This is a genomic window from Mangrovihabitans endophyticus (genome assembly GCF_014646155.1).
Lineage (GTDB): Bacteria > Actinomycetota > Actinomycetes > Mycobacteriales > Micromonosporaceae > Actinoplanes > Actinoplanes endophyticus.
Window position 1 is genome coordinate 67,963 of the sequence record NZ_BMMX01000013.1, and the last position, 14,882, is coordinate 82,844.

The 14,882-nt window shown below is 67.6% G+C and carries 15 protein-coding genes and 2 pseudogenes; 8 read left to right on the forward strand and 9 right to left on the reverse strand.

Annotated features, from left to right (window positions below):
• Positions 1-4 precede the first annotated feature (4 nt).
• The gene (locus IEY73_RS16270) at positions 5-2,761 is read right to left on the reverse strand and encodes an AfsR/SARP family transcriptional regulator (RefSeq protein WP_189080055.1); all 2,757 of its coding nucleotides are present in this window, start codon (positions 2,759-2,761) and stop codon (positions 5-7) included.
• A 323-nt stretch (positions 2,762-3,084) separates the two neighbouring features.
• On the opposite strand from IEY73_RS16270, the gene IEY73_RS16275 reads away from it, so the two are divergent.
• Positions 3,085-4,209 (forward strand): acyl-CoA dehydrogenase family protein, encoded by a 1,125-nt coding sequence (locus tag IEY73_RS16275; protein ID WP_189080056.1) that lies wholly within the window; start codon positions 3,085-3,087, stop codon positions 4,207-4,209.
• A gap of 52 nt (positions 4,210-4,261) precedes the next feature.
• Here IEY73_RS16275 and IEY73_RS16280 read toward each other — a convergent pair.
• Positions 4,262-5,327: pseudogene (locus tag IEY73_RS16280) on the reverse strand (ATP-binding protein).
• 280 nt (positions 5,328-5,607) lie between these two features.
• On the opposite strand from IEY73_RS16280, the gene IEY73_RS16285 reads away from it, so the two are divergent.
• Together IEY73_RS16285 and IEY73_RS16290 are read left to right on the forward strand one after the other, a co-directional pair.
• Positions 5,608-6,138, forward strand: a complete 531-nt coding sequence (locus IEY73_RS16285; protein ID WP_189080057.1) for an RNA polymerase sigma factor — start codon at positions 5,608-5,610, stop codon at positions 6,136-6,138.
• Positions 6,123-6,893, forward strand: a complete 771-nt coding sequence (locus IEY73_RS16290) for a hypothetical protein (RefSeq protein ID WP_189080058.1) — start codon at positions 6,123-6,125, stop codon at positions 6,891-6,893. The genes IEY73_RS16285 and IEY73_RS16290 overlap by 16 nt, the downstream gene beginning before the upstream one ends.
• A 93-nt stretch (positions 6,894-6,986) precedes the next feature.
• Here the strand turns inward: IEY73_RS16290 and IEY73_RS16295 are convergent, their stop codons facing one another.
• From IEY73_RS16295 to IEY73_RS16305, 3 genes are read right to left on the reverse strand one after another with little or no spacing between them, the layout of a single operon-like run.
• Positions 6,987-7,244, reverse strand: a complete 258-nt coding sequence (locus tag IEY73_RS16295) for a hypothetical protein (RefSeq protein ID WP_189080059.1) — start codon at positions 7,242-7,244, stop codon at positions 6,987-6,989.
• Entirely contained in the window at positions 7,241-8,449 is a 1,209-nt protein-coding gene (locus tag IEY73_RS16300) for an eCIS core domain-containing protein (protein ID WP_189080060.1), read from the reverse strand. The genes IEY73_RS16295 and IEY73_RS16300 overlap by 4 nt, the downstream gene beginning before the upstream one ends.
• On the reverse strand, positions 8,446-8,775 hold the full coding sequence (locus tag IEY73_RS16305) for a type VII secretion target (RefSeq protein WP_189080061.1): 330 nt from the start codon (positions 8,773-8,775) through the stop codon (positions 8,446-8,448). Before IEY73_RS16305 ends, IEY73_RS16300 begins: the two co-directional genes overlap by 4 nt.
• A gap of 110 nt (positions 8,776-8,885) precedes the next feature.
• Between IEY73_RS16305 and IEY73_RS16310 the strand changes: the two genes are divergently transcribed.
• The 5 genes and pseudogenes from IEY73_RS16310 to IEY73_RS16330 all read left to right on the forward strand — a co-directional run.
• Positions 8,886-9,932, forward strand: a complete 1,047-nt coding sequence (locus IEY73_RS16310; protein ID WP_189080062.1) for a DUF6236 family protein — start codon at positions 8,886-8,888, stop codon at positions 9,930-9,932.
• Between the two features lie 145 nt (positions 9,933-10,077).
• Positions 10,078-10,272, forward strand: a complete 195-nt coding sequence (locus IEY73_RS16315; RefSeq protein ID WP_189080063.1) for a hypothetical protein — start codon at positions 10,078-10,080, stop codon at positions 10,270-10,272.
• Positions 10,273-10,386: 114 nt separating this feature from the next.
• Positions 10,387-11,553 (forward strand): putative T7SS-secreted protein, encoded by a 1,167-nt coding sequence (locus tag IEY73_RS16320; RefSeq protein WP_189080064.1) that lies wholly within the window; start codon positions 10,387-10,389, stop codon positions 11,551-11,553.
• A gap of 43 nt (positions 11,554-11,596) precedes the next feature.
• The gene (locus IEY73_RS16325; protein WP_229715875.1) at positions 11,597-11,998 is read left to right on the forward strand and encodes a contact-dependent growth inhibition system immunity protein; all 402 of its coding nucleotides are present in this window, start codon (positions 11,597-11,599) and stop codon (positions 11,996-11,998) included.
• A 138-nt stretch (positions 11,999-12,136) separates the two neighbouring features.
• A pseudogene (locus tag IEY73_RS16330) lies at positions 12,137-12,488 on the forward strand (transposase); the annotation flags it as partial.
• Positions 12,489-12,500: 12 nt separating this feature from the next.
• Here IEY73_RS16330 and IEY73_RS16335 read toward each other — a convergent pair.
• From IEY73_RS16335 to IEY73_RS33590, 4 genes are all read right to left on the reverse strand, one after another.
• Positions 12,501-13,412, reverse strand: coding sequence for a nucleotidyl transferase AbiEii/AbiGii toxin family protein (locus IEY73_RS16335; protein ID WP_189080066.1), 912 nt, complete (start codon positions 13,410-13,412; stop codon positions 12,501-12,503).
• A gap of 10 nt (positions 13,413-13,422) precedes the next feature.
• A complete protein-coding gene (locus IEY73_RS16340) occupies positions 13,423-13,887 on the reverse strand; it encodes a type IV toxin-antitoxin system AbiEi family antitoxin domain-containing protein (RefSeq protein ID WP_229715877.1) in 465 nt (154 codons plus the stop codon).
• 547 nt (positions 13,888-14,434) lie between these two features.
• Positions 14,435-14,650 carry a CYTH domain-containing protein gene (locus IEY73_RS33585; RefSeq protein WP_229715878.1) on the reverse strand — a complete coding sequence of 72 codons (216 nt, stop codon included), beginning with the start codon at positions 14,648-14,650 and terminating at the stop codon, positions 14,435-14,437.
• Positions 14,647-14,877 carry a hypothetical protein gene (locus IEY73_RS33590; protein ID WP_229715879.1) on the reverse strand — a complete coding sequence of 77 codons (231 nt, stop codon included), beginning with the start codon at positions 14,875-14,877 and terminating at the stop codon, positions 14,647-14,649. The genes IEY73_RS33585 and IEY73_RS33590 overlap by 4 nt, the downstream gene beginning before the upstream one ends.
• Positions 14,878-14,882: the final 5 nt, after the last annotated feature.

Here is a 14,882-nt window from a genome sequence, read left to right on the forward strand (position 1 = left end):
ACGATCACGACGGCAGGCCGGCCAGAAAGGCACGCACGTCGGCCGCGTCCTCGGCGTCCAACTCCTCGAACCGGGCGAGTGCGCGGCGGGCGAGACCGGCTGCGACCACCGCGTTGCCGGCGCCCATCCGCGCCAAGCCGAACAGGGCCAACCCCTCGTGATAGCGGTCGCCGGCCTCGGCGCTGATGCGTAGCGCTTCACCGAAGGTCATCTCGGCCTCCGCATGGCGCCCGAGGCCGAACCGGGCCAGTCCCACATTGATCAGCAGGTTGGTTTCGATGATCTGGCTCTGCGAACGGCGGGCGTGCATCAGCCCCGGCAGCCCCTGCCGCAGAGCCTCGTCCCACCGCCCGGTCTCGGCCTCCAGCTCGCAGAGGACGTCGTAGGTCGCCGCCAGGTAATAGTCGACCCCCTCCCGGCTTGCCAGCTCCAGCGCCTCGCGGGCCGGTGGACGCGCGGCGTCGTACCGTTTGGCCTCGCGCAGCGTCGATGCCAGGTTGCCGAGCAGACTGATCCGGTGCTGCCAGTCGCCCGGCTCGACGAGCAACTCCAGGCCGCGGCGCAGGTGGAACACCGCGGTGTCGTTGTTCCCCAGCCGGGAATGGGCGACGCTGGAATGGTTGAACAGGATGGCACGGCCCACGCGGTGGCCCGCGGCCTCGGCGGCGCGCATCGCCACCTGCAGCAGCTCCAGCCATTCCACCGGACGGCCGGTGGTGTAGAAGTAGTCGAACAGCACGAAGGTGAGATGCCACGCTGGCCCGTACTGTCCATTGCGGCTGGCCCGGCGGATCAATGCGGTGATGTTCTGCCATTCGATGCCGCACCAGCGCACGAAGTCGCTCTGGCTGTGGAACAGCACCGGCGGAACGTCGCTCTGCGGCGGTTCGATCCCCATGCTGCGGCCCACCGGCCGGTCGGCGATCGTGGAAAGGGAGACCCGGTACCACGACAGCACGCGTGCCAGGGCCTCTGCGCGCTCGCCGGGCGGGAGCTCACCGGACAATTCCGCGGCGTACGCGCGGACGAGATCGTGCAGGGTGAATCGGTCTCCGTCGCGTTCCATCAGACACAGCGCGCACAATGTGTCGAGTAGCGTCGCCGCCCGCTGCATGTCGACGCCGAAGAGCGCTGCCGCGGTGCGCCGGGTCAGGCTCGGCCCGGGAAAGATCCCGAGGCGCCGGAACGCCGCGGCGGCGTCATCGTCCAGAGCCGCGAACGACCAGGACAGGACGCCGCGTACGGAGAAGAGCGGATCGTCGGACATCTGCAGGGTGTCGAGTCGATGCTGGACATCCTCCAGCTCGGTGACGAGGTCGGCGATGCCCACACCCGTGGTCGACACGACCTGCTCGGCGGCGATCTGCAGCGCCAGCGGCGACCGGTCGCACAACGCCGTGAGGCGGCGGGCCGACGGTGACTCGATGCGCACCCGGTCCGCGCCGATCAAGCTGGTGAGCAGGGTCAGCGACTCCTCGTCGCTCAGCGCGCCGAGTGGAATCCGCCGGGCTGCGTGCCGAATGGCCAGTCCGGACAGCCGATTGCGGCTGGTCACGATGACGAAACAGGTGTCGCCCCCGGGCAGCAGATCCTCGACCTGGTCGGTCGAAGCGGCATTGTCGAAGATCAGGAGCATGCGTTTGTCGGCCAGCACGCTGCGCCACAACGCCGCCCGCTGCTCGCGCCCACTGGGCACATGCCGGACACCAGCCGAGGTCAGCAACTGGTGAAGCGCGGCCTCGGGAGTCAGTGCGGCGTACGACGGGTCGAACCCACGGAGGTTGATGTAGACCTGCCCGTCCGGATGGCTGTCTCGCAGCATGTGTCCACCGCGCACGGCGAGTGTCGTCTTCCCGATCCCGCCGACGCCCGAGATCATGACTATTCGTCGTCGCGGCGCCGTCTCCCTGGCCGCGCTCCGCAGCAGGATGAGCAACTCGGCGGCACGTCCGACGAAGGCGTCGTTGTCGTGCGGGAGCTGAGCCGGCCGCAGATCCCCGTGCGCTCGTGGACGGGCCGAGGGCCGATCGTCCGCCAGAATTGTGGCGTAGATCTCCTGGCTCGCCGGTGACGGGCTGATGCCGAGTTCGGAGGCGAGCGCGCGGCGCAGTTCCTCGAACTGAGCCACGGCCTCGGCCGTGCGGCCGGTGCGGTGCAGCGCCTTCATCAGCACGCCCCGCAGCCGCTCGTCGAACGGATGGGCCGGAACCTCGGCGAGCAGTCGTCCGATCACCTCCGGAAGCATGTCGGACCGCGCCCGTTCGGCGTGTCCGATCAGCATGTGCAGCCGCAGGCCGGTCAGCCGGTCGCGGGCCTGCGCTGCGAACGGCCCGGGAATCCCGGGCAGGATCGTCTCGGTCGTCCACGGTGTCAATGCATTCTCGTACGCCTCCAGCGTGCCGTTTTCCCGTGCCCGCGCCCCCAGGTCCTCGGCGTGTGTCACGTCGAACATCTGCGGCTGGAGCAGCAGCGAGTAGCCGCCACGAGTGCTGACCAGCCGGTCCTGCGCCGGTCCCAGGGCGCGGCGAAGCCCGGAAAGATATGTGTGCAGGCTCCCCGCCGCCGTGGAGGGAACCGACTCGCCCCAGACCCGGTCGACGAGTTGCTCGCGAGAGACGGTCTCGCCCGCGCACAGTGCCAGCACGGCGAAGACCGCGCGTTGTTTGGGCGGGCCGAGATCGATCTCGGCGCCGTCGACGAAGACCCGGAGCGGTCCGAGGGCGGACACCCGCAGCCGACTGTCGATCGAACAGGTAGCCATGAGGCCTCCTCTCGGTCGCCGTCCGGCACCGCGCCGGCTCTTCGGGTCCGCCGCGCCCAGCCGAGGGCACGGTGGAGAGACGCAAGAACGGCAGCCGCGAGCGTAAAGGAGCTATGTGGACTATGTACCCTTTCCGTCACTCTCCGGACACCGGTCGAGAGTGGACGAAACGGGGCTCAGATCCGGAACTCACGTGCCGCCGGTCAGGTGGAGGCCGATGCTAGTGGGGCGCTTCAACACGGTGCCCGCGCAGTTCGCGACAGGTGCCGGCGCCGGGCGACGGGTCCTTGCCCCGTGACCTCGCCCGGCACAGAATCGTCCGCATGGCGGCTACCGGATCCACCACCACGGCCGCGACGCGACAAGAGGGCGAGGCGAAGAGACTCATCGAGGGGGTTCGGGGCCTCGGCGAGCGGATTCGCGACAACGCCGAGCAGATCGAGGCGGTGCGCCGGGTACCTGCGGAGATCGTCGACGAACTCGCCGCCCTGGGAGTCTTCCGGATGGTCGCGCCCGGCCCCGGCCAGGCCGACCCGGTCACCTTCGTCGGGGTGTGCGAGGAATTGGCGTACGCGGACGGGTCGACCGGCTGGATCGCCGGGATCGCGGGTGCCACCAGCGTCGTAATGGGCTACCTGGGCCCGGACGTGGCCGACCGGATGCTGGCCGACCCGAAGTTCCTCATCGCGGGCGTCGCCGCACCGGTCGGCCTGGCCACGCCATGCGACGGGGGCTATCGGGTGCGCGGGCGGTGGTCGTTCGCGAGCGGATGCGAGCACGCCACCTGGCTGGTCGGCGGCTGCCGTGTGCCGGGAGACCGGCCCGTCCGCCGGATGATGATCATGCCCGCAGCGGCGATGAGCATCCACGACAACTGGGACGTGGCCGGCCTGCGCGGCACCGGCAGCCACGACATCGAGGCGGACGACGTGTTCGTACCGCAAGAGCACAGTTTCTCGCTCGCCGACCCGCACGAGGGTTTCCCGGTCATGTCTCAACTGGCCCTCGGCCTCGGTGCCGTGCCGCTGGGCATCGCGCGGGCCGCGATCGGCGAGTTCATCGCGCTCGCCCAGGTCAAGAACGATCCGATGACCGGCCAGTCCCTGGCCGGCAAGGGGTGGGCGCGGGCCGCGGTGGCCGAGGCCGAGTCCCTGCGCGCGTCGGCCCTGGCCTACCTGCTGTCCGAGGCGGCGAAGCCCGATCCGCGTGGTGTCGACGACGTGGCCCGGCTACGCCTCGCCATCGCGACCGCCGCCCGCAGCGCCGCCCGCGCGGTCGACCTGATGTACGACGCTGCCGGCGGCGCCTCCCTGTACACGTCCAGCCCGCTGCAACGCCATTTCCGCGACGTGCACGCCGCGACCCAGCACGCGATGGTCGGCCCCGACCTGCGCGAGACCGTCGGCGCGGTGCTGCTCGGCGAGGACGTCAACACGGCCCGGCTCTGAGACTTGCCGCCGGGATACACGCCGGACCCGAGGGGCTCCACGAGGAATAGGCTCACGTCGCCGCCGTGACCGGCACCTCCCAGAAGGCACCGACTGGCATGGCGCGGAGTTTGTCGCCGAACGGCAGCGTCGACGTTCCCGTGTAGAGGACGATGCCGGCGATGAAATCGTCGCCGAGACGGTCGGCGAGGCGTCGTAGTCCGCGGAAGTCATCGGGTCCGACCGTGGTGGCCGCCTTGACTTCGATGCCGACGACGTGACCGGATCTGTTTTCGAGCACGGCGTCGACCTCGTACCTGTCTCGGTCGCGAAAATGTGACAGGTCGACCAGTTCGCCGGACCAAGTGAGCTGGCGTGACAGCTCGGAAAGGACGAAGGATTCGAGCAGCGGACCGAACGGGGCGCCGGGCCTCAACAGCCCTTGAGCGTCGGTGGCGACTTCGTTGGACGCGATGCCAGAATCGACGAATATCAGTTTCGGTGCGGCGGTGGTTCGGGTGCCCGGATTGCGTGACCAGCCGGGGATTCGTTTGACGAGGAAGATCTCCTCCAAAGCTTGGAGGTAACGCGCGATCGTCGGTCGGCTCAGCCCGAGCGCGGACTCAAGAGAATTCGCCGCGATGATGGTTGCGGATCTGGCGGCGAGTAGGCGTACCAGCTTCCGTAGCTCCCCCTTGTGCTGAATATCGGAGAGCTGCCGGACGTCGCGGTCGATGAGCGCCTGGACGTACGCATCAAAGAATCTTCGGCGACGCCGAGTGTCGTCGCGGGCTGTGGCTTCGGGCAGGCCGCCTCGTACGACTCTGGCCGCGTAATCGGCGCGCGTCAGCCGCGACTCGTGCCGTAGGTCCGGCCCGGTGGCGAAGATGGCGTCGATGAACCCGTCCGGTTCGCCGCCGAGTTCCCCCTGGGACAACGGCCAAAGCTCGACCGTCTCCATCCAGGTCCTGCGCACGGTCCAGGTCGCGGCGCTCGGCGAGCCGATCTCCGGCGACGACGCGGACGAGGGTGCTCTTGCCAACTTGACGCACTCCGCTGACCAGCACGACTCGTGTGTCGCCCAGCGCGGCGTCCACCTGCGCTGCGGCGCGGCGAGGTATCAAGTGTGAGGTTGGCACACCTCATGGTAACCACGGGGTTTCGATTTGCGGGCCGGCCGGCTTTCGATTTGCGGGACCCTCCGTGTTCGATCCGCGGGGCTACGGACGTTCGATCTGCGCACCCTTGGCCGCGTCGTCGGCCGAGGTACGAGGCCCGTGCATGCGCCAATCTCCATCGACTGCCATGGCTAGGCTGACCCCGGCCGGACCGAAGAACTGAGGAGCACGGACTGCGGTGTGGCAATCGTCGCCGGGCCGGACAGGTGGAGGGTATGAGTCACCACCGAGGAGCACCTCAATGAGGGGGCCCGACGCCGACGAGCGGTTCCGGAAACTCCACCGGGACACGTACGCCGACCTGCTGCGGTTCGTCGAGCGGCGGATCCCGGCGGACGAGGCGGAGGACGTCGTGTCGATGGTCTTCCTGACCGCCTGGCGGCGCTTCGACGAGCTACCCGACGACACCCGGCCATGGCTGTTCGCCGTGGCCCGTAACACCATGGCCAACCGCACCCGCGGCTGGCTGCGGCGGCGGGCCCTGGACATACGGCTGACGGCCGCCGAGACGCCGCAAGTGCCGGACGACAGCGCCGGCGCGGCGGCCCGCATCGACCTGGAACGGGCGTGGCGTTCACTCAGCGCCGCCGACCGCGAGGTGCTGGCGCTCGTCGCCTTCGACGGCCTGACCTCCGAGCAGGCGGCCACCGTGCTGGGCTGCCGGAGATCGGCCTTCGCGATGCGGCTGGGCCGCGCCCGTCAGCGGCTGCAGGCAGCCCTCAACCCCGCCCTCCCGGACACCGTCAAGGAGCAGACATGGACGACGGCATGAACGACCTGAAGCGTCTCGCCCTGCTCGACCCCGCGCGGGGACGCGAGCCGAGCGCCACCGAACGGGCGCGATCGGAGGCGTTCATCGAACGTACGATCGTCGGCGGTGTGCAGGCCGCGCCGGCGCACCCGGCCCGGCGTCGCTGGTTGATCGCCGGGGCCGTGGCGGCGGTGGCGACCGGCGTGGTGGGCGCGATCGCCGTGCCCATCCTGATCCCCGGGGCGGCCGAACGCGCCGTGGCGTCCTGGACGGCGATGCCGACCGCGCGCACCGGCGACCAGGTGCTGCCCCAGGCAACGAGGTGCGGCGAGAGCGACGTCGGCGGTGCGACCAAGCCGACCGCGGCGGACGTCCTGCTGGCCGAGCAACGCGGCGAAGCCACCCTGCTCATCATGCGCAAGGGCGAGACCATCGTCGAATGCCTGAGCGCCGACGGCGACCAGTTCGCGTCGATGGGTCTGGCGGACGGCTCGGCCACCCCGGCGTTGCCCCCCGGCGTACCCGCAGACCTGCAGACCATGAGCTCCGTGGGCGACGGCGACGACACCTGGTCGAACATCGTCGGCCTGGCCGGTCCGCAGGTGACCGGCGTCGAGGTGCGCCTGAACAGTGGCGCGGTGCTGCAAGCAAGCGTGAAATCGGGCTGGTGGGCAGCATGGTGGCCGGGCCCGGAAGGCGGCGAGGTGGACGCGCTAACCGTCACGGTGCACACGGACGGCAAGGCGACAAGCTATCGCCCGTCCGACATGGCCTGACCCCCGAGTCCGGCCGGAGCGACAGGCCCGGCCGGACTCACCGGGTGGCGAAGAAGGCCGCGCATGAGCGCTCGTCGGCGTTCTCAACCATCGCTACTCTGCAGTCCATAGCCGTCCGACTTTGACGTAATCGGCATCGGCGCGATCCACCACAAGGATGGTTTCGCCGGTTCGCCGCGTGCGCGGTGTCGGGTGATCGACGCCCAGAACGTGGATGAGGTGTCCGCTGGCGCCATCACGCAGGCGAGGAATGCCAATGAAGTCGCCGTTGCTGGTCGACCCAACGGCGATGAGGCCGCCGCGTGTAGGAATATCAAAGATCTCGTTGACGTGAAACTGCACAGCGGTCATGGCGAGTCGTTCCTATACCGTTCCAAGGCGGGCATCTCGCTGTCGTAGGCCAGATCCTCAAGCTCCCTCAGCGGCCGGTGTAGATGCGCCCCGGCGCGCTGCTGCATGACATGAGTGTGTTCGTGGGCGATAGTAGCCGCCAACGTTTCGTCGTCGGCGAAGCTGGCTGGCCCGAATCGAATCTGCGCTCCGTTGAGCTCGGAGGGCGTGTACGCGCTTGCGTCCATGTGATCGAGGTAGCGGATCTCTTCTGGTTCGCTGATGATGACGACCTCCACGTCTCGCAGGTCGATGTCCATCCGACCTGCGACGACGTGGACGTTGTCAAGTGTCATCGGCGTGCCCGCGCCGCTGTCGAGGATATCTTGATTGCTGCGTACCGGGCTCTTGCTGAAGAATTCCGGCCTGGACGGCATACCACCGGCCGTGGGGTCCGTGCGGCTGAGCCGTCGTAGCGTCTGCCGGAGGCGTTCAAGCAAGTCGGTCAGTTCGGTGAGCTTGCCGCTCAGCCGCCGCAGGCTGTCGAGCAGGGCGCGGATGAAGCCCTGAATCCGGTCGACCCACTTGGCGACCAGCGCAGCCACCTGGCCGACGACGACCGGGGTAGCCAAGCCCAACGTCAGACCCTCCTCCGCCAGCCACTGAGGTAGGCGGGCCGCGAGCGTGCCCACGAACTGCGCGATCAGGTCACGGACGATGCCCCGGACGAGGCCAACGATCAAACCGGCGCCTTCGACCGCGTACGAGATCCCCTCGGACACCTTGGCGATGCCACCGAGGGCGTCGGCCTGCTGGGCCGCATGGCTGCGGTAGGCGTCGCCGGAAGCGCCGGACCACTCGCCGGTCTGAGCCCGGACCAGTTCGGTGTAGTGCTGTTGGCTGGCGGTCGTGGCCGCGGCGACGTTGCGCCAGGTCGCCGCGTGCGCGGCCACCTCATCCGGGTTGCCGGCCAGCCAGTCCAGCGCCTCCTGCAGGGGTCGGACGTGTTCCATCAACCACGAGACTCCCCAGGCCATCAGCGAGCCGAGCGGATCGATCGCCATGCCGAGGATGTCGAGACTTCCGCCGACGCCACCCAGCGTGCCGTCCACCCAACTGTTGTCTTGAATGCCGCTGCTGATCTGCTCGGCGTCCTCTATCAGGCCGAGCCCGGTGTACCAGGTGGTCGAGCTGTGCACGTCGGCGACCAGCGGGTTGTCGGTCACAGCGGTAGCTCGATGGTCGGGCTCGCGGCCGCGGTCAGCTTTTCGGCGCTACCCGTGTCCGTGGCCGTCATGGTCGACGCGGTGGCGCGCAACTTCAGCGCGGTCTCCCCGAGCGCATCCACTGCATCGTTCATGGCCTCGGTGGCGTCGCCGAACAGCGGGCTCAGCAGGGTCGGCAGGAACTGGCAGAGCTGCCCGTAGGCCTGGCTGTCCATGACAACCTGATCGACCGCCGCCCGGGCCTGCGCCATCTCCTCGGACACCCCGCTCACCGCGGTGGCGTGCCGCAACACCGCGTCAGCCGGAAACTGCACGCCCGAGCTCACCACTTCTCCTCAGCGGCATCGACGTCGTCCATGGCTCAACCCCCATCGACATCTTCCGATAGGTTATCGAGCTGGCGCCAACTACCCGGCGCGGCGAGATGGAGGAGCCGATGGCCGGCATCTTGTACTACCCCTTCGCCAACGCACCGTTGCCGATCCTGCACCAGGCTGTGCTCTATTGGGATGATCTTGCGACGGTGGTCGCGCCCGGTTGGGAACGCCGGCTGACGCCCCACATGCGGGAATTACGCGAGTCCGGCCTCTATCGTCCGGTCGGGCCGTTCTTGACGTACGAACCTGTCGATCTCATGTCCATGCGAGAGGAAATCGCGCAGGCGATTGACGGCGTTCCGCTGGAGGACCTGACCCCGCCGGATGATCGCGGCTATACACGCGGCCACTCCGACATCCTGCACGCCCAGAAACTCGACCCGGCGATCAGCAAGGATCTGATCCGCAGGGGTCTGGTGCGGGAAACCCCGGGAGCGCCGTGGCGGCTGGTCGTCTCACCTACCCTGCTGAACATCGTCGTCAGCATCATCGCGAATTCGATAGCCCGCTCCGCCAACGCCGAGTCGGGCTGTTCCGGGCGTACCGGCCTGAGGCCCCACACGGACGTGCTGCACGCTCACCGGATTGGCACATCCCCGATGTCCGGGATTGACGTTACCGGGTGCTGGCAGGTTGACCTCAGCCCTCTTCTGCCGGTCCCCGAGGGCGACGTGATGATCGCCGACGTCCTCGACTTTCGCCGCCGCTACGAGAGCGAGCGAGCTCGCATGATGGCGGCGATAGACGACCTCCTGCACGAGCTGTCGCAGACGCGACGCCACCCCCAGGATGCATTTGGACGCGTGAAGCGCGAGATGGAACAAGCCGTGGCCGACCTTCATGGTGCCGCCCGAGCATCGAAGATCACCTGGGTGGTTCGGCCCCTGTCCGTGACGGTCGCGCTCGTGGCGTCGGCGTCGGCGTCGATCCTTCCGGCCGAGGCGGCGATTCCGCTGAGCATGAGCAGCACCGTCGGCGCCATCATGGTCAACTTGGCCACCAGTCGAGTCCGCGAGAAAGCCACCGGACCGGCGAATCCCACGGACTATCGATACCTGCATCGCGTCCAAGGGGAACTGGGACTGACCTTCCCAGAGCCTCCGTGATCGCGAAGAATCGATGAAGACCATCCTGTCAGCGACGCCCCGGTAGTCCACAACGAGGCGCACCCGACAGTCTCGTTCGGTACGCGTCTGGTTCGCATGGTTGAGCGGTCCTACTCTCAAGGCTCATGGAGGAGGCGGGGCTCGCATGGACGGACCTGGATTCCACGTCGAGATCGGCACCCTGAAGTCGGCATCCGCCGGCATTGAGGAGAGCGTGGCCAACCAAAATGGATCAACGCTGTCGCATCTGGACCGCGCGGAGAGCGTCTACGGTCACGATCGCCTGCGCGAGTCGATGGAGAATTTCTGCGTCGCTGGAGCGATGGTATCGACATCCTGATCAAGGATGCCAAGACGATTGGGGACGTGCTCGACAAAGTCGCGCAGGCTTATCAGTCGGCTGACCATGCTGCAGCCGGCCGCCTGCGGGTCGACCCGGGCGAGGAAGCCGTCGATGGCTGAACTCGGCCAGACGCACGACCCGCGGGGACTGATCCAGGGCGACCCTGCCGCGATCCGGGCGAACGTCGAGGCGCTGCGGGCGAGGTCGGCACATGTCGAGAAGGCTGGCGACGGACTTGGCGACATCGATACCGGAGCATGGACCGGCCAGGCGGCCGAGGACTTCCGGGACAAATTCAGCTACGAACCGAACAAGTGGTACGTGGCGGCCGATTCGCTGGCGACCGCGGCGAGTGCCCTGAACACGTATGCGCATGTCTTGGAGTGGGCGCAGCAGCAAGCGGCCGAAGCAATACGGTTGTGGGACGAGGCCCAAGCGGAGACTCGGAAGGCTCAGCAGGGGTACCAGAAGGCGGCCGCGCAGGCGCCGCCCGAGCATCCGGTGGGCCCGTTCGTCGACGTCGGCGCAACCAGACGGCAGAGTGCCATCGATACTCTGGGTGCCGCCCGTCAACAGGTCGCAACGGCGGGTGATGTGGCCGCTGGCTTCCTTGACGAGGAGGCAGAATCGGCTCCGAAGAAGTCGAGCTGGCTGGGCAAACTCGGTGGTTTCCTTGAGACTGCAGGAGCGCATGTCGTCAACGGCCTGGCCTCCTTCGGCAACGCGATGGCGCACCACCCCGGCGAGACAGCTTCGCTCGTCGGTGGCCTACTGCTGACTGAGGTCAGCACCCTTGGTGAGGGTGCTGGCTTCGCTCTCGACGCGACCGGGGTTGGCGCGATCGGCGGTGTGCCGTTGAACGTGGTCTCGGCGGCGGGAATCGCTGCCGGGGCAGGCATGACGGCCACAGCGAGTGGACTGCTGATGCAGCACGCCGCCTCGGACGATGCGATGAGGCCCGTGCGTACCGGGAGGTCTGAGCCGGCCGGACCGACGAAGACCGACAACTGTAAGGAGCATCTCACCGAAAAGGACCTCGACGCAGCCCGCCGTGAGCTGGACGGCGAGGTGGTGGCGACCAAGTCGACCCGAAAGCCTTGGGATCATGTGGACGAAGTGCGAAATGCCCAGGATGGCTTGGTCAACCGCCTCGGTCAGCTCAAGCGCTTGCTCGGTGATTCGAGAGTGTCGGCCGCCGACCGCGCGCAGTATCAGTCCGAGCTCTCTGAGGCCAGTCGGCTGCTGGACTATTCCGAGCAATTTGTTCCACGGTCTTAAGATCGTTCTGCCGATGACGGGTGAAACGGGTAAAGGAGAGCAGGTGTACGAGCCTGACAAGAGCCGGACGCTCGAGGAGATCGAGGACGACTATTGGGGCGAACCGCCGACCGACGCAACCCGGTTGATCAGCACCGCGTACGCGCTACACAAGCAGCCGATCGGCGCGCTCGGCGTGGAAGGCCTGCGCCTGCTCATCTCGCAGCAGATCGGGCTGGAAGCGCTCGTCCCCGTGGCGCTTGACCAGATCGAGCGTGATCCGTTGGCCGAGGGCGACTTCTACCCGGGCGATCTCCTCGATGCCTTGATGCGACGTGTGCCCGAATCCCATTGGCAGGCCCACGAAGATCAGCGGGCTCGCGTGCGTACCGTGGCTGAGTCGCTCGATCCCGAAGAGACCTTCGATCTCTTGTACGCCCGCGCCACCGAATTCCTGAGCCGGTGAGAGGGTCATAAGTTCGGTTATGGCCGGTTGGGGTGAGTAAGGGTTTTCGCGGTCTATCGAGCGGTTCGTCGTCGCTCGATGTCGTGACGTTCTGGCCGCGGGTGATACCGGCGCGGTCGCGGCGCGTAGGGCCTGGTCATGGCACGTCGCGCGTATTCGACTGATCTCACCGACGCCCAGTGGGCGTTGATCGAGCCATTCCTGCGGGTCTGGAAGGCCAGACGGGTGTCCCCGTCGGGTTACGAAGGCGGCTACGACCTGCGGGAGATCGTCAACGCGTTGTTCTACCAGAACCGGACCGGTTGTCAGTGGGCGTTGCTGCCGCACGATCTGCCGCCGTGGTCGGCGGTGTACTACTACTTCGGGTTGTGGCGTGACGACGGGACTGACCAGGCCATTCATGATCTGCTGCGCTGCCAGGCGCGGGAGAAAGCCGGTCGGGCGGAGGACCCGAGCGCGGTCGTGCTGGACACCCAGTCCATCCGGATAATGACCTTGGCAGTCACCCGTTCCAGCGCGCGCTCAGAGCAACCCAAACGGCTCGACTCGCGACTTCGGACGCCAGTGCTGGGTCCGCGAAGGCGATGACGTCGTCAACGACTTGTTCGAAGGTCCCGGGGAGCTTGGCGGCGTCTGGTCCGAGGCGTCGTCGGTAGGCGGTATAGGCGCCGGCCCGGTCACGGCCGTAGTCGCCGATGACCTCGGCAAGCGGCCGAAGGGCGACACCACGATGCTCGGACGTCGCGGCCAGCGCGGTAAGCAGGTCTGCCGCGGTGATGTCGTGGCTACGGGTGAGCGTCCAGATGTCGGCGTAGTCGCGGACTCGGCTGTTGCCAGCACCGAGCTCAACGGCGGTGCAGAGCTTCTCGGCCAGGACGACCGGTAGCGGGTACCCCAGAATGCTCAGGCGCGGATGGCCGTCGAGCAGGGTTGGGTAGTCGACGAAGGTCGGTGGCGGGGCAACCGGGTCACCGGTGCTGATGTCCAGGCGCAGCTTCACCACCGCGCCGGCGACGGTCGCATCCATAGCGATCCGAAACCCGCCATAAAGGTCCCCGTCGCGGATGCTGCTCGCCGTAACGGTGTCGGGGTGAAACTCCACCCCGTCTTCGGCCGGCGCGGGCAACGCGGCGATCTCGACGACCCGCCGCAGGACCGATTCCACGTCAAGGTTCAGGTTGCGGACGAGAAAGTCAGCGTCGACGGTGGCACGGCGGGCGTCCCAGGCAGCCAGCAGCATTCCGCCCTTGAGGACGAACCGGTCCGCATACTCGCTGACCTCAAGGCGGGCGAAGAACCGCTCAAGAACGTAGATGACCATCAGCGTCTGGGTCTGACGGCCTTGCCTGCGGGCCAGGTTCTGCAGGTCCAGATAAGCGCGGCCACCCGCGTCGGCGCGGGTAGGTCGGGTCACGGCATCCCCTTCATGACGCGGCCAAGACGTCAACCGCGGCCCGGACCGGCCCGAGCACATCCAACGCCTTCGCGTACGCAAAGAGGTCAGCCACCCGAGCGTCACGCCGGGCCAGGTAACGGCGCAGGGCGATGTGCGCGACCGACTCTCCGAGCTTGTTCCGCATGCGCATCAGATCAACGGCGGTCCGGCCCGGCGAGTAAATCCTTACCCGCTCTCCCGGCGCAACCTCGACTGAGTCCAATCCCAGCTCGAAGGTCGCCGGGTCCCAGACGAACACCTCAACCGGCGGGTGGTCGAGCTTCGGCGGCCACGTTCCGCGCGGTACGGCGATCTGCACCGCCATCGGGATCTCGTCGGTCAAGTCGTGCACCGCCGCCGCTGACAGCAGACACACCACCGCCCGCGGGGCCCGCAGCGAGACTGCCAGCAGATCCGGGTACGCCGCCGCCGGTGCATCCGCGCGACGAAACACCCCCCTTGACAATTCGACGAGCCCGCCTCCGTCTCGAGCGGCGTACAGGTCGCGTGGGTGCACACCTGCGTCCCGCGCCTGCCCCGTCGTGAAGGTCGACGGAAGTCCTGACAGCTCCCCCATGGATAAAATCCTAGACATGTCACTGTTGAATGACAAGTAATCTATCCGAGAGCTGTTCCGCTCGACCACGGGCATCCTGCCCTGGGGGTGCAAAGCTGACCGTCTCGACGTTCGGATTTATGGCCACCTACGCTGCCGACGGGACGGCAGGTGAGCGTACGCCACCCGGGTCTAGCGAGTTGGCCTCACGCTCGTCCGCTGCGGCCAGCAACCCAGTGAACCTCGACATGGACCGTTCGTACCAATAGTGCGACGAACGCTCCAGTCGTCGCCGAGGTCGGCACGCCGGCGTGGCGGAAAGCCACGCGCCGGGCACCTCGTGCGCGAGGCGCCCGGCGACGCTGCCGCGGGAGGCGCACCCCCGCGGTACCGGTGGCACGAACCATCGTGCTACCCGCGAACATCAAGTCGACCGCGAACCCGCTTACACCTGTTCAGGAAACGTTGCGAAGGTGAGCGTCACTTCCGTGAGGATGTCGCGATTGAGGACGGCCAAGTACACCTCGTCGACGCTGCCATAGCTGGCATGGGCGAAGTCGAACCCGAGCGCCTCGGCGGTGACGCGTACGGCGTCCTCGCTCGGTCCCTCGATCTCGATGTAGGTGGAAAGGCCGGGCCAGGTGTCGATGTCGAGGGTCACCGCGCCGAGCTTCCACTCTTCCCGGTAATTCTCCTGGTCATCGTGATGCGGCGGCCCTCGTCGCGTAACCGGAGCCAGCCGCCGCGTTCGGCGATGTCCTTGTTCTTGAAGACGATCCGCCGCATCAGGGTGCGCGGCATGACACAGACGCCGCCCTGCGCGGCGAGATTGTCGCGGATGGAATGAGTGTCGATGTTGAGGAAGCGGGCCTCGAACTCGGTCTCCATGAAGT

Bases quoted from the DNA above. Each gene is read 5' to 3' on its own strand.
- IEY73_RS16295 (WP_189080059.1), bottom strand. From the start codon at position 7,244: ATGACCGCTGTGCAGTTTCACGTCAACGAGATCTTTGATATTCCTACA.
- IEY73_RS16315 (WP_189080063.1), top strand. From the start codon at position 10,078: ATGGACGGACCTGGATTCCACGTCGAGATCGGCACCCTGAAGTCGGCA.
- IEY73_RS16270 (WP_189080055.1), bottom strand. From the start codon at position 2,761: ATGGCTACCTGTTCGATCGACAGTCGGCTGCGGGTGTCCGCCCTCGGA.
- IEY73_RS16320 (WP_189080064.1), top strand. From the start codon at position 10,387: ATGGCTGAACTCGGCCAGACGCACGACCCGCGGGGACTGATCCAGGGC.
- IEY73_RS16275 (WP_189080056.1), top strand. From the start codon at position 3,085: ATGGCGGCTACCGGATCCACCACCACGGCCGCGACGCGACAAGAGGGC.
- IEY73_RS16310 (WP_189080062.1), top strand. From the start codon at position 8,886: ATGGCCGGCATCTTGTACTACCCCTTCGCCAACGCACCGTTGCCGATC.
- IEY73_RS33590 (WP_229715879.1), bottom strand. From the start codon at position 14,877: ATGGAGACCGAGTTCGAGGCCCGCTTCCTCAACATCGACACTCATTCC.
- IEY73_RS16285 (WP_189080057.1), top strand. From the start codon at position 5,608: ATGAGGGGGCCCGACGCCGACGAGCGGTTCCGGAAACTCCACCGGGAC.
- IEY73_RS16290 (WP_189080058.1), top strand. From the start codon at position 6,123: ATGGACGACGGCATGAACGACCTGAAGCGTCTCGCCCTGCTCGACCCC.